Below are 13,565 nucleotides of genomic sequence, written 5' to 3'. Positions count from 1 at the left end.
CGAAAAGCGTTGATACAGGTGTGTCTGGAGGGTTTCGACACGCCGTGATTCTGATGGCCAAATGGCGTCTGACCTGCAATGACGCGGCCCCATCCAGAAAGTGTCCGAGGTTCCCGGAATCGTGTTGCACGGGCCCCACCACCGGCGTACAGTGGCACTAGATCTAGTAGTTACACCAATGTAGTTCTCCACATGTTGTGGGGAGTTACGCACCGAAAATCGGCGGAATCCACACGGCTTCCACACCACTTGTCCCCATCGGGGGACAACTTTTCGGGCCAAGCCCCTTGTATGGGAAGGAGTTGACCGACATGCATTGTCCGTTCTGCAAGAACACCGACACCCGGGTTCTCGACAGCCGTGTCGCCGACGAAGGTGGAGCCATCCGCCGTCGCCGAGTCTGCTCCGCCTGCGAGAAGCGGTTCACCACGATCGAGCAGATGCAGCTCACGGTCGTCAAGCGCTCCGGCGCCACCGAGCCCTTCGTCCGTGACAAGGCCATCGCCGGTGTCCGGAAGGCCTGCAAGGGCCGACCGGTCGACGACGACGACCTGGCGCGACTCGGCCAGCAGGTCGAGGACACGCTTCGCGACTCCGGATGCGCGGAGGTCCCGGCCCACGAGGTCGGCCTCGCCATCCTCGAGCCCCTCAAGAGCCTCGACGAGGTCGCCTACCTGCGATTCGCCAGCGTCTACAAGCAGTTCGAGTCGGCCGATGACTTCGCCGACGAGATCGCCAGCCTCATGGCGGCCGGCGCCGACGGTGAGCTCGCCGAGCACACCGCCAAGAACAACCAATCTTCGTAACACCGAAGCACCCACACACCGCGAAATAGGAGCACTCTCATGACGGAAACGGTCAGCGGACCCTCGGGGTCCTCGCGCAAGACTGCTGGCAAGAAGGGCAACGCCGCCCTCAAGATCCAGCGCGTCTACACGACCGAGGGGGTGCACCCGTACGACAACGTCACCTGGGAACGTCGCGACGTCGTGCAGACCAACTGGAAGACCGGCGAGAACGTCTTCGAGCAGCGCGGTGTGGAGTTCCCCGACTTCTGGAGCGTCAACGCCTCCACGATCGTCACGACCAAGTACTTCCGTGGCGCCGTCGGCTCGCCCGAGCGTGAGCAGAGCCTCAAGCAGCTCCTCGACCGCGTCGTCCTGACCTACACGCAGGCCGGCCGCGACCACGGCTACTTCGCGACCGAGGACGACGCGACGATCTTCGAGCACGAGCTGACGCACATGCTCCTGCACCAGGTCTTCAGCTTCAACAGCCCGGTGTGGTTCAACGTCGGCACGTCGAGCCCGCAGCAGGTCAGCGCCTGCTTCATCCTCGCGGTGGATGACTCGATGGACAGCATCTTGAACTGGTACAAGGAAGAGGGCCTGATCTTCAAGGGTGGCTCCGGTGCTGGCCTCAACCTCAGCCGCATCCGCTCGTCCAAGGAGCTGCTCCGCTCCTCGGGCGGCACCGCCTCCGGCCCCGTCTCGTTCATGCGCGGCGCCGACGCGTCCGCCGGCACGATCAAGTCCGGTGGCGCCACGCGTCGCGCGGCCAAGATGGTCGTGCTCGACGTCGATCACCCCGACATCCAGGAGTTCGTCGAGACCAAGGCCCGCGAGGAGGACAAGATCCGCGTCCTCCGTGACGCCGGCTACGACATGGACCTCGGCGGCGCCGACATCACGAGCGTCCAGTACCAGAACGCCAACAACTCGATCCGCGTCAACGACGAGTTCATGCGCGCCGTCGAGCAGGGCACCGAGTTCGGGCTCCGCGCCCGTACGACCGGCGAGGTCATCGAGACCGTCGACGCCCGCAAGCTGTGGGAGGACATCGCGCAGGCTGCCTGGGCGTGCGCCGACCCCGGCATCCAGTACGACGGCACGATCAACGACTGGCACACCTCGCCCGAGGCCGGCCGCATCACGGCGTCCAACCCGTGCTCGGAATACATGCACCTCGACAACTCGTCGTGCAACCTCGCCAGCCTCAACCTGCTGAAGTTCCTCAAGGACGACGGCTCGTTCGACACCGAGACGTTCGTCAAGGCGACCGAGTTCATCATCACCGCGATGGACATCTCGATCTGCTTCGCGGACTTCCCGACCGAGGCGATCGGCGACACCACGCGTGCCTACCGCCAGCTCGGCATTGGCTTCGCCAACCTCGGCGCGCTGCTCATGGCGTCGGGCCTGGCCTACGACTCCGACGGTGGCCGCGCCCTCGCCGGTGCGATCACCTCGCTGATGACCGGTACGTCCTACCGTCGCTCGGCCGAGCTCGCCGGCGTCGTCGGTCCCTACGACGGCTTCGCCCAGAACGCCTCGGCGCACGAGCGCGTCATGCGCAAGCACCAGGCCGCCAACGACGAGATTCGCACGATGCACTCGATCGACATTGCGGTGCACCGTGAGGCTGCCAAGCAGTGGAAGCTCAACCTCGAGATCGGCCAGAAGAACGGATGGCGCAACAGCCAGGCCTCCGTCCTCGCGCCGACCGGCACCATCGGCTTCATGATGGACTGCGACACGACCGGCATCGAGCCGGACTTCTCGCTGGTCAAGTTCAAGAAGCTCGTCGGTGGCGGCTCGATGCAGATCGTCAACCAGACGATCCCGGCGGCGCTCAAGAAGCTCGGCTACACGGGCGAGACGATCGAGGCGATCGTCGAGTTCATCGCCGAGAACGGCCACGTCGTCGACGCGCCCGGCCTCAAGACCGAGCACTACGAGATCTTCGACACCGCGATGGGTCAGCGCTCCATCAAGCCGATGGGCCACGTGCTGATGATGGCTGCCTGCCAGCCGTTCCTGTCCGGCGCGATCTCCAAGACGGTCAACCTGCCCGAGACCGCCACGGTCGAGGAGATCGAGGACGTCTACTTCCAGGGTTGGAAGCTCGGCCTCAAGGCGCTCGCGGTCTACCGCGACAACTGCAAGGTCGGCCAGCCGCTCAGCGACGGCAAGGAGGCCAAGTCCTCGGGTGACACCAAGGTCGAGGTCAAGGAAGTCATCGTCGAGAAGCCGATCCGTCGCCGCCTGCCGAAGTCGCGCCAGTCGATCACGACGTCGTTCTCCGTCGGCGGTGCCGAGGGCTACATGACCTCGGGCGCTCACCCCGACGGCTCGCTCGGCGAGATCTTCATGAAGCTCGGCAAGCAGGGCTCGACCCTCGCGGGCATGATGGACGCGTTCTCGATCGCCATCAGCATCTCGCTGCAGTACGGCGTGCCGCTGGAGACGTTCGTCTCGAAGTTCACCAACATGAAGTTCGAGCCGGCCGGTCTGACCGACGACCCGGACGTCCGCATGAGCCAGTCGATCATGGACTACACGTTCCGCCGCCTGGCCCTGGACTACCTCGACTTCGAGACCCGCTCCGCCCTCGGCATCCACTCGGCCGAAGAGCGTCAGCGCTACCTCGACACGGGTTCGTACGAGCCGATCAACACCGGAGGCACCACCGCCGCCGAGCTGATTGACACCCCGGTCGTTGAGCCTGTCGAAACGACGTCGACGGAGCCCAAGGGTCACCTCGAAGCCGAGGACAAGGCCGACACGGACCCGGTCGAGCACATCGCGATCACGTCCAAGCCCGCCCCGGCAACGGCTCACACGAGCGCCGAGCTCCTGGAGACCCTCACCGGCTCCGCGGTCGACTCGCCGCTCTGCATGACCTGCGGCACCAAGATGCGCCCCGCCGGCTCGTGCCACGTCTGCGAAGGCTGCGGTAGCACCAGCGGGTGCAGCTGATCATCGGCGATTGAGGGGCTGGCCAGCGCGACGCCGACTCGCGGCTGGCCAACCCCTCATGAATAGCCGTCGTGCGGCTTGAACTCGGTTAGCATTTCCGACAAGGCGACTTCGCCGCACTAAGGGCATTCTGGGTGGTGAACTCTCAATGAGCAGGGTGCAGGATGACGACCCGCAGAGATACAATCCGGAGCTCCACATCTTAGACTCCGAGTGGTACTTCAGTCAGAGCACCATTCGATATCTTGCTGGGCGAATTGGGAACAGGACCGCATTGTTCCTAGGGACTCCCGCGCTTGCCGCAGCCTGCGCGAGCCACACATTCCATTTGGTGGATCAGAGCCCATTCGTCCTGAAACGGTTCCCCGGCCTCAGCTCTGACCAAGTGACACAGGGCAGAGTTGAAAGATTTCGCCACGAGGGACGGTTTGAGGTCACTGCTTTGGACCCACCTTGGTACTTCCCTGATCTCACACAATGGATACGAGTCGCGTGGGAGCACACCAAGGTTGGAGGCGTGATTCTCTTTCCGCTCTTGGCGAAAGGAACTCGACCATCGGCATCAAGCGACCGCCGACGGCTCTTGGCAGCAGCTGGAAAAATCGGCTCTGTTGACGTAGAAGTCGATGCGGTCGAGTACGCGGTTCCGTTGTTTGCGACGAGAAATCTCGAGCCTCGTCCTTCAAGGCATTTATGGCGTCCGGCGACGTGATCATTCCTGGATCCAGCATTTCGAGCTCGATTTTGTTCCCAGAGGTCTCGCCGCTCGGACCGACTGAAATGCGACCCGTTGCGTCATCCAGGGCTATTTCGATCGGAGTCGTGAGGACATGCCGCAGGACCTGATCGTGATTCGCTGGCTCCCATGACAGACACCCCACGCCCAGAACGAGCTCAAATTCCTCTTGGCGATTGGATGAATCCAAGTGCAAGCTGAAAAGTGATTTGTAGAACTCTCGAGCTGGCCGATCCTCAAGCTCTGACTGCGCCCACTGATCCCAAAGTTCGACCCAACGTTCAAACTCGAATTCATTTGCCGGCTGCAGATCCTCGGTCGAAGGCTCTTCGTATTCCTCGTGCGGAAGTTCACGTTGCCTGATCAAGTTCGGTCTCGCAGCGGGGTCTTCGATTGATTCCGAGACCCAAGTGCGTAGTTCAGCAGGCAGAGGTGGAGCGGGCGACGCCGGAACCCGGACGGCCGAAAGAATCGGAGACGACGGGTCGAGCTCTTCCCCGGTCCACAGGGCTTCGACGGCAGGATGTTCAGGGACGTCGGCCAACCAGATGACCTTCTCGTACGACTCAATAGTTCGTACCGGCTTCTCCTTGAGGATTTGAGACTGAGTCAAAAACTCGAAGAGTGCGATGGCCTTGCCGCGACGTTCAAGGCTCGTCGGGTTCGTTGCCTGATCCATGTATCCGGGTCCCCTCCACTACATTCGTGATCGAGGGTATGTCGATTTCTCAGGCGGCAGGTCCGATTAGAAAGATCGAAACGCCGAGTGGGTACAGAGATCGACGCGATCATCAGCCTGGACCAATTCGCGAGGGCTCTCGATCCTAAGGTGAGTACCACCACGGCGAGCGGGACGCGGGTGCGGCCGCTGTTGGTTGCTTCAACCCGCGGCAAGGAATCCTTCATACCTTGCCGCCAATCGCGCACGATCTGGTTGGTCTGTCAGCCGAGCCGGGACGACAATATTGCGGCTGTCCATTTCTTGGATGCCGTGCTTCAACATCGGCCCATCAACTTCGCGAAGCAACTCTGCGTTGATGTGAACGACGTAGTCGGGCGAGATACCCAGGAAATTGGCGTCGTAGGCGGAATGGTGGATCTTGCAGAGAGCGAGGCCGTTGGCCACAACCGGTAGCCCGTCCGATTCGGTATCGCCGGTGATGTGCGCTGCGTCTAGCAACGGGCCCTTTTTCAGCACGCAGACGGCACATTGAGTGTCATACGCGAGCAACACCTTCGCACGAAACTCAGGTTGATGAAGGCGTTGCCGGACGACTCTCTCCGCGTACCGCCGCTGGTCAGAATCGAGCCTTGTCGGATTAGGCAGGAAACGGAGGCTTTCATCGAGCGCAAGGATGAACTGTCTGTTCGGTCGGTCATCCTCAACCACGTAGACAGGGAAGACTGGCACGAAATTGCTCGTCGCAATCTTGCGGAACATGATGATCGGGACCTTTAGGCGGATGGCTTTGCGGAGTTTGGTGTTGATGCCCTCCTCGGTGCCCTTTTGATAGCTATAGCGGTAAAGAGAGTCGCCAATCTCGCCGTCGTCGTATTCGCTGCTTGGGTCGGAGATGATGGTGAGCGTCGCGTCGAAAGCGCTGGGATTCCATATGCCACGCCCGCGGTCGATGAGACGAATCGTTTCGTCTCCGACTTTGAAGGCGCTGAGCTCCGCGCTGGTAAGCGTCACAGATTCGGCTGTGCGCTTCGCCAGCTGGTCCATGATCAGCTGGCGCATCGCTAGCTCGCCATACGACTGCATGGGATGAGCTTCGCAGACAACACGGCGCTCCAAAGGAGGTTCCGCCTGGTTTGTGGCCGAACCGTCATGCCGGCACGTAGTCAGGTGGGCAAGGACGGCGCCCTTCTTCACGGTGACGCTGCGGAGTGCCGATGGTCGTCGTAATCGGATTAGTTCGTAATTCTTGCAAGGTTCTGTCGGGTCAAGGCTCCTACCCATGAGCCCGGCAAAGGTCCGGAGCTGAAAACAACTGACCTCCAAGGACAGATCATGACCACGAACCGCACCTTCCGCATCGCCGCCAAGCTGGCCCTCGCCGGCGCCATCTCCGTCGTCGGCCTCACGGCCACCGGCACCGCAGCCCAGGCTGCCCCATGCACCGACGGCCAGATGATCTTCGCCAAGCCCGGTGTCACCACGTACGGCACCGCCTGCGACGACGAGATCATCGGCACGTCCGGCAAGGACGTCGTCTACGGCCTCGGCGGCGACGACGAGATCAACACCGGCACCGGCGCCGACACCATCTACGGCGGCGACGGCGCCGACGACATCTTCAGCGGCAGCGGCGCCGACCGGGTCGAGGGCGACGCGGGCGAAGACTTCATCATGGGTGGCTTCGACAACGACACCATCAACGGTGGCGCCAACGACGACATCATCCGCGGCGAGGAGGGCCACGACATCCTCTACAGCTGGTCTAACGGCAACGACGGCGACGACGAGCTGTACGGCGGCGACGGCAACGACTTCCTCAACGGGTACGAGGGCCATGACCAGGTCGAGGGCCAGTTCGGCGACGACACCATGGTCTCGCACGAGATCGTGCCGGTCCGCGACAACTTCGTCGGCGGTCAGGGCAAGGACACGTTCGACGTGAAGGACGCCATCGAGCACAACTCGGTCAACCGCGACGACGTGCAGAAGGACAACTTCGACAACCCGGTCACCAGCAAGAACGTCAACGACTGGATCCACTGATCCGCAGTACGCCTGTCCGGCCGTGCGCTCCTCGGGGGTGCGCGGCCGGGTTGCGTACGGCCATGGTCTCGGCCCGCGTTGGGGCCCTTTTCCACAGCTCAGTGGTGTGGTTTGTCGGGGTGTCGCAGGCGTTCTGTAGGCTGGGACTGGGCAGAGTTTGACGTCTGATTTCGACTGCAATGGCAGCGAAAAAGTATGGTCGAAGATCTTGCCAGATCGCCCGGTTTCTGATTGACTAGAACACATGTTCGAGTCGATCTCTCCCACCCTCGCGGATGTCGCGCGGCTGCTGGATGCGATCGATCTCGACACCTACGACAACATGAGCCCTCGCGAGCAGATTGCCGCGTGCGAGGCGCTCGGCCGGTTGGAGTCGCGGGTCAAGGCGCACCAGCTGGCAGCGGCCGCGGCGGCGGACCGCTCGGAGGCGGCGTCGACGATCGGCGCGACATCGACCGGCGCGATGATCGCCAACGGCTTCGGCGGCGATCCCACTGCAGCGGCCAGGCTGCTCAAGCAGGCCAAGAAGCTCGAGGACGTGTCGGCGACCCAGCAGGCGCTGGCCCGTGGCGAGGTGTCGCTCGCGCAGGCTGAGCTGATCGCCGACAAGGTCAAGGACTTGCCCGGCGACCCGACCGACGCGCAGCGAGAGGGATGCGAGACGCAGCTGCTCGACGACGCCAAGAAGCTCAGCCTGAAGGATCTGAGTCGCCGGGCCGACCGCATCACCGAGACCTTCGCACCCGACGATGTCGATGCGCACGAGAACGAGACCCTCGCGCAGCGCGAGGCCAGGGCACGCAAGAACTCCTACTTCTGGATGGCCGACCGTAAGGACGGCACCTACAAGGGCGAGTTCGTCATCCCCGAGGCGCAGGGCGAGATGCTCAAGAACGCGCTGGAGGCACTCAACGCGCCGCAGATCAAGAAGGCCGAGGACGACCCGGCGATGGCGGTCCTCGACGACAAGCCGACCTATGGTCAGCAGATGGCGAGTGCGTTCTGCACCCTGATCGAGCACCTGCCGGCCGACAAGCTTCCCGACACTGCCGGTGTTGGCGTGACCGTGACGGTCAACATCGACCTCAAGAGCCTGATCGACGGACTCAAGGCAGGCACGCTCTCCACCGGCTGCCGGATCTCGGTCTTCGAGGCTCGCCGGATGGCATGCGAGCACGGGCTGCTGCCGATGGTCTTCAACGGCAAGCCTCTGCCGCTCGACTGTGGTCGGGAGCAGCGTCTGTTCAACCGGGCCCAGCGACGCGCCGCCGAGAAGCGCGATCGTGGCTGCAGCTTCCCTGGGTGCGATCGGCCGCCGTCATGGTGCGTCGGTCACCACGCCCGCAAGCACTGGGCCAAGGGTGGCGCCACCGATCTGGGTGACATCGTCCTGATCTGCGCTCATCACCATCGGGTGGTGCACGCTGACGAATGGGAGATCAGGTTCGCCGAAGACGGCTATCCCGAATACATCCCACCAGCGTCGATCGACCCTAGGCGAAGGCCATTGCGGAACTCACGATTCCGCGCCGACTTCTCCACCTCAACCGCCGCCTGAGCCCGTCTCGCCGGGCCCATTCGGCATGCCCGGACGCGGGCTTGTCGTCAGACGACGGACGCGACGTCCTCGACGTGCTGGTCCGCCTTGTGCTTGCGGCCGACGATCAGTGCCGCGACCAGAGCGCCGAGCGTGCCCAGCAGCTCGTCGCTGAGCGTGTCCTCGTACGCGCCGTCGAGCTCGGTGCCTCGGCGGATGAAGGTGTACCACTCGCCGAGCTCCCAGCCGACAGCCAGGATCGCGCCGAGCCCGGTGATCGTGAGGATGAGGCCCCACGCCGGACCGGTCCAGACGAGGCGCAGCAGCAGGCCGCAGCCCCAGAGCAGCAGCATCCAGTTGAAGAAGTGGTTGGCGTTGTCCCACCAGTCCACCGAGTCATAGAGGTCGACGGTGTTGCCGGAGACGTCGACGAGGAACGGCGCCATGATCAGGGCAAACGCGCCCCAAGGGATGTCCTCAGGTGAGCGTCCTTTCGACAGGCTCAAGGACCGGGACTCGGGGATCAAGGACTTTTGCCGCCGCCAGATCCACACGGCGGGGACGATCACCATCAGCAGGGGATAGGCGAGCAGCCGATAGCCGAATCCCTTGCCGTCGAACTGGTCGAGCCCGGCGAACGTACCCACGAGAAGTTGGATGAGTGTGAGTGCGAGTACAACGGCGGCAGCCCAAAATGCACGGCCGGTCTCAAGTTTCGGCTGATTCACGTGCAAAGCCTGCCAGACGTGAAAACTGCTCGAGGTTCACTTGACGAGATTCGCGAACGGTCGGTCTCCATATGCGGTCCGGAACTCTGCGATCAATCGAGACTCCACCACGGCGGCATCATCGGCTTCGGTTCGCCAACAAACCAGCAGCGATCGGTGGTCAGCGAGCTGCCAGATGTATCGCCCGCCCCAATGAGCGGCTTTGTAGCCTTCCCCGATCCTTCGGTATGGCCGCAATCGTTGACGCAGAGAGGCTGAAGCCTTGCCGATGTATACGACGGCGGGCCCCTCAATCCACGCCTCTTCCAGAACTTGTGCGGTCACGCTCGGGTCTCTGTCTTTCCACCAACCAGCGACAGACTCTTCGAGAAACTGGACAGCATCTGAATCGGGGCGCACGACGCAGTAGACCCCCGGCTCGTCTGGCACCTCAGGGAGATTCAGCGTTAGGAGCGGAACGAATCCTTCGAACCCGGCCGCCTGAAGCGCGCCTACTGTCCAGTCCATCGACTCCCCTCTCGGGTCCGTCATCGAATCCTCATTCTGGGATGAGGGCGGATAGCGATATGCCCAATTTCGCAATATGAATCCAACCCTCTGACCGGGCGAGAGTGGTTGTGTCCATGGTCTTCGGCAGATCTGTTTGGTCGAGCTGTCTTGCCCGGGCGACAAGTGCGCAGACGATCGCGTCTTGGGCGTGCTCGCGTCGCGCCTCAGGATAGGCGCGCCACGACGGTGACTTGAAATCCACGACGTGCTCGAGCGCTTCTTCAAACTTGGTAGGGGTGAGTTTTGCGGGATTCTCGCTTCTGCCTACGAACCGGCTCCAGGCGGCTCGTGGCCACGTCTCGACGATGGGTCCTGTGATGCCGGAGCGATCCAATCGATGTCCCATCGTCGCTAGGAGGCCGAACTCGATCTCGGACCACATGGCGGCTGTGGCACCGAGCTTGTCGAACGAGACGCTCAAGCCCTGAATCTTGACGGCTTCACGCACCTGACGGTCGGTCTCCCTACCGGCGAGCGCACTCCAGGCGGAACGTCCGTTGGGTTCTGGCAAAGGCGTCGGGCCTTGTGCATGCAAGGCGAGGAACTTCGCAAATCCGCTAGGCCAGCCGAACGGAACGTCCACCGCGACGACGGCTGTCGGGTCTGCCAGGGCCTGAGACAGATATTCGGCGACGCCGTCGTTTTTTGTGACCGTGTGAACGCTCAATGTAGCTGGGGCGGCGGTGTGCCACGTCAATGAGGCAACGCCCACGCTAGGCAGGGCCGTGCTCATGTCGATTCCCCAACTCACCGTCATATGCGGGACGATAGCGGGCCTCGTTCTTGGATCGGAGTGGCTCAACGAGCTCTGTGACCCTCCCACACGAACTCACCGTGCGAGCCCGGTTCGCCTCGCCTAGCGTCGGGGCATGAAGAAGCCGAGCTACAGCGCCCTGATCTCCGTCGCCACCGCCGCCTACTCCGTGTTCGCGCTCGCCAAGCCCCGCCACCTCGGCAACGCGATCACCGCGAGCCCGCTGAAGCAGCCCGACTACGACATCGCCGCGCGTACGTTCGGCGTACGCGACTTGGTCGTCAGCGGGCTGGCGCTGGCGGCTCCGACGGCGCAGGCCCGCGAGCAAGCGATGATGGGCCGCGTCGTGTTCGACCTGACCGACTCGGCGCTGTTCACCAACGAGGCGACGTCCACGGCCCGCAAGGCCAAGGTGCTCGCAGTCACCGTCGGCTGGGCCGCGCTCAACGTCGCCGCGATCGTCGCCGACCGCAAGCGCTGAGGCTCAGCGCACCACGAGCCAGGTCACCGCGCCGCAGGCGACGAACAGTCCCGCCGACAGCGCGACGATGACCCGAGTCGGCCAACCAGAAGCCGCGCCGATGTCGCCCTCACCAGCGGCGACGCGGTCGAGCGCGGAGGCCAGCTCCTCGGCGCTCCGCGGCCGACCGTCGGGCTCGAGCGCCATGGCTCGGGCGAGGACCGAGTTGAGGGCTTCCCGGTGCTCCGCCGGCAGCCGGCCGGGACGGTCCGACGCCTTGCGCGTGATGAGCGCGATCGGGTCGCTGATGTCATAGGGGAGCGTGCCGGTCAGTAGGACGTACGTGACGACACCGAGCGCATAGATGTCGCTTCGCTCGTCGATGCCGCGACCGAGGGCCTGCTCCGGCGCCATGTAGGACGGCGTGCCGGTCGTGACGGTGATGCCGCTGGCCTCGGCGAGTCGCTTGGCGCTGCCGAGGTCGGCGACCACGACGCGCTCGTGGCCGTCGCGGTCGATGTCGACCAGCAGGTTGCTGGGCTTGATGTCGCGGTGGATGACGCCGGCGTCGTGCAGCACCTGCACCGAGCGGGCCGACTGGGCGGCGAGGTCGAGCGCGCGATCGGGCGCCAGGGAGCCGTCGACGCGGTCGGCGAGTGTGCCGCCGGTGGCGAAGTCCATGACGAAGAACGGCTGACCGTCGTGCGTACCGACGTCGTACACGCGCACCACACGATCACTGCTGAGCCTCCGCAGCAGCCTGGCCTCGTCGAGGAACCGCTCCCGTACGTCGACCTGGTGCGCCCAGTTCTCGGCCAGCACCTTGACGGCGACGGTGATCTCGAGCTCGGTGTCGAACCCCTGCCACACTGTGGCGAACGCGCCGGAGCCATGGATGCGATCCAGGCGGTAGCGTCCGATGTGCTTCATCACCGAAAGTATGGACGACGCACAGGAAGCGGTGAGCATGGACACGAGCGGGTGGGACGATCTCGTCGCGCGGGCACGCGCCGGCGAGGCGTACGCCATGGATGACCTGCTCGCCGCCGTACGTCCGCTGGTGCTGCGGCGCTGCGCGAAGTTCCTGCCCTACCGGCAGGACGCCGAGGAGGCGACGCAGGAGGCGCTCATGACGATCGCCACGCGCCTGGGTGACTTCACGGGCCGCGGCTCGTTCGCCGGCTGGGTCACCGTGATCGCCACGAACTCGGCGCGGATGACTTATCGCTCGATGCGCCGCCGGTTCACCGACACCACCCCGGACGTGGTCGCCGATCCGCCCGACCCCCGCACGACGAGCGTCATCGCCGGCACCCGGCTCGACCTGCTCGACGCCCTCGAGCAGCTCGAACGCGACCACCCCGCGGCGGTCCAGGCGTTCGTGCTGCGCGACCTGGGGTCGCTGCCGTACGACGAGATCGCGGCGCTCACCGAGACGCCGGTCGGCACCGTGAAGGCGCGCATTCACACCGCCCGCCGGCACATCCGCGAGTCGCTGGAGCCGTCGGCGGCAACTATTTCCGCACTTCGTGCATCTGATCTGTGACACGTCGTCCATGATCGGAGCCACACCATGATGAAGAAGCAGATCGCCGCCCTCGTGCTGGGCGTCAGTGTCGCAGGTGGCATTGGCGCCGGCGTGCTGGCCAACGCCCTCACCACCAACACCCCAGCCGCCGCGGCCGACGACGACAAAGGGACGTACAAGACCATTGCGACCCCGCCCACCAGGGCCGCGCCGGCCACGCTCAAGGACATGGTCATCTCGCCCGGCCGTCTCGGCGATGTCCGCATCGGCATGAGCAAGAAGGAGGCGTTGGCGACCGGCCTGTTCGACGCCGACACCCCGCCGCCGGTCGACGGCTGCCCGGTCCTGCCGCTGACGTGGAAGAAGACGTACGGCGACCTGGTCGACGTGGGGACGCTCGGCAACGGCGAGATCTCCTCGATCGGCATCCGCGACAAGGCACCGCGCACCGAGGACGGGCTCGGCGTCGGCAGCACGTACGGCGAGGTGCGCGCCGCGATCGAGGACGGCAAGCCGGTCGAGGCGGGCTACAGCCAGTCCGGCCTCTACGAGTACGACCCGCAGACCGGGGGCTGGATCGGCTACCTCTTCGACGCCACGGTGGACCAGCTCAAGGACAGCGATCCGGTGACGTTCGTCGAGATCACCAAGAACGCCCAGCCGGGCCTCATGCGCGACGGCTGCTGACCGCTCCGGCGACGTATTTTCCCGAGATGACAGGCATCCCGGGGTGACGGGCTGTTCCGGAGGGCCCTATCCTGACCCGATGCTGCACATTCGCTTGGGGGAG

Annotated in this window: 13 protein-coding genes; 7 read left to right on the top strand and 6 right to left on the bottom strand. The window is 64.2% G+C overall.

Features of this window, described 5'->3' with window-relative positions:
- The first annotated feature begins 311 nt into the window (after positions 1-311).
- Positions 312-806, top strand: coding sequence for a transcriptional regulator NrdR (nrdR, locus tag ASC61_RS18485; protein ID WP_056214660.1), 495 nt, complete (start codon positions 312-314; stop codon positions 804-806).
- 39 nt (positions 807-845) lie between these two features.
- Complete coding sequence (locus tag ASC61_RS18480) at positions 846-3,758, top strand: vitamin B12-dependent ribonucleotide reductase (RefSeq protein WP_056214658.1); 2,913 nt, start codon at positions 846-848, stop codon at positions 3,756-3,758.
- Positions 3,759-4,228: 470 nt separating this feature from the next.
- Here the strand turns inward: ASC61_RS18480 and ASC61_RS19865 are convergent, their stop codons facing one another.
- Positions 4,229-5,173: a hypothetical protein gene (locus ASC61_RS19865; RefSeq protein WP_157439558.1), complete on the bottom strand. Its 945-nt coding sequence runs from the start codon at positions 5,171-5,173 to the stop codon at positions 4,229-4,231.
- A 201-nt stretch (positions 5,174-5,374) separates the two neighbouring features.
- Positions 5,375-6,235 (bottom strand): HNH endonuclease, encoded by an 861-nt coding sequence (locus ASC61_RS18475; RefSeq protein ID WP_200935483.1) that lies wholly within the window; start codon positions 6,233-6,235, stop codon positions 5,375-5,377.
- 273 nt (positions 6,236-6,508) lie between these two features.
- On the opposite strand from ASC61_RS18475, the gene ASC61_RS18470 reads away from it, so the two are divergent.
- Complete coding sequence (locus ASC61_RS18470) at positions 6,509-7,219, top strand: calcium-binding protein (protein ID WP_056214653.1); 711 nt, start codon at positions 6,509-6,511, stop codon at positions 7,217-7,219.
- Positions 7,220-7,463: 244 nt separating this feature from the next.
- Complete coding sequence (locus ASC61_RS18465) at positions 7,464-8,777, top strand: HNH endonuclease signature motif containing protein (protein WP_056214650.1); 1,314 nt, start codon at positions 7,464-7,466, stop codon at positions 8,775-8,777.
- A gap of 47 nt (positions 8,778-8,824) precedes the next feature.
- Here the strand turns inward: ASC61_RS18465 and ASC61_RS18460 are convergent, their stop codons facing one another.
- From ASC61_RS18460 to ASC61_RS18455, 3 genes are all read right to left on the bottom strand, one after another.
- On the bottom strand, positions 8,825-9,403 hold the full coding sequence (locus ASC61_RS18460; protein ID WP_235503594.1) for a hypothetical protein: 579 nt from the start codon (positions 9,401-9,403) through the stop codon (positions 8,825-8,827).
- A gap of 117 nt (positions 9,404-9,520) precedes the next feature.
- A complete protein-coding gene (locus tag ASC61_RS19505; protein ID WP_157439557.1) occupies positions 9,521-9,991 on the bottom strand; it encodes a hypothetical protein in 471 nt (156 codons plus the stop codon).
- Positions 9,992-10,022: 31 nt separating this feature from the next.
- Positions 10,023-10,766 (bottom strand): DUF429 domain-containing protein, encoded by a 744-nt coding sequence (locus tag ASC61_RS18455; protein ID WP_162243687.1) that lies wholly within the window; start codon positions 10,764-10,766, stop codon positions 10,023-10,025.
- A gap of 136 nt (positions 10,767-10,902) precedes the next feature.
- Between ASC61_RS18455 and ASC61_RS18450 the strand changes: the two genes are divergently transcribed.
- Positions 10,903-11,268, top strand: a complete 366-nt coding sequence (locus ASC61_RS18450) for a hypothetical protein (RefSeq protein WP_056214642.1) — start codon at positions 10,903-10,905, stop codon at positions 11,266-11,268.
- A 3-nt stretch (positions 11,269-11,271) separates the two neighbouring features.
- On the opposite strand, the gene ASC61_RS18445 is transcribed toward ASC61_RS18450, so the two are convergent.
- Entirely contained in the window at positions 11,272-12,177 is a 906-nt protein-coding gene (locus ASC61_RS18445) for a serine/threonine-protein kinase (RefSeq protein WP_056214640.1), read from the bottom strand.
- Between the two features lie 37 nt (positions 12,178-12,214).
- Here ASC61_RS18445 and ASC61_RS18440 point away from each other — a divergent pair, with 37 nt between their 5' ends.
- Together ASC61_RS18440 and ASC61_RS18435 are read left to right on the top strand one after the other, a co-directional pair.
- Complete coding sequence (locus tag ASC61_RS18440) at positions 12,215-12,793, top strand: RNA polymerase sigma factor (protein ID WP_082530874.1); 579 nt, start codon at positions 12,215-12,217, stop codon at positions 12,791-12,793.
- Between the two features lie 27 nt (positions 12,794-12,820).
- Positions 12,821-13,462 carry a hypothetical protein gene (locus tag ASC61_RS18435; RefSeq protein WP_056214633.1) on the top strand — a complete coding sequence of 214 codons (642 nt, stop codon included), beginning with the start codon at positions 12,821-12,823 and terminating at the stop codon, positions 13,460-13,462.
- Positions 13,463-13,565 lie beyond the last annotated feature (103 nt).

It is taken from the genome of Aeromicrobium sp. Root344 (assembly GCF_001425755.1).
Taxonomy (GTDB): Bacteria; Actinomycetota; Actinomycetes; order Propionibacteriales; family Nocardioidaceae; genus Aeromicrobium.
The sequence above is the reverse complement of the archived record's forward strand: the minus strand, read 5'-3'. Positions and strand labels throughout refer to the sequence as shown.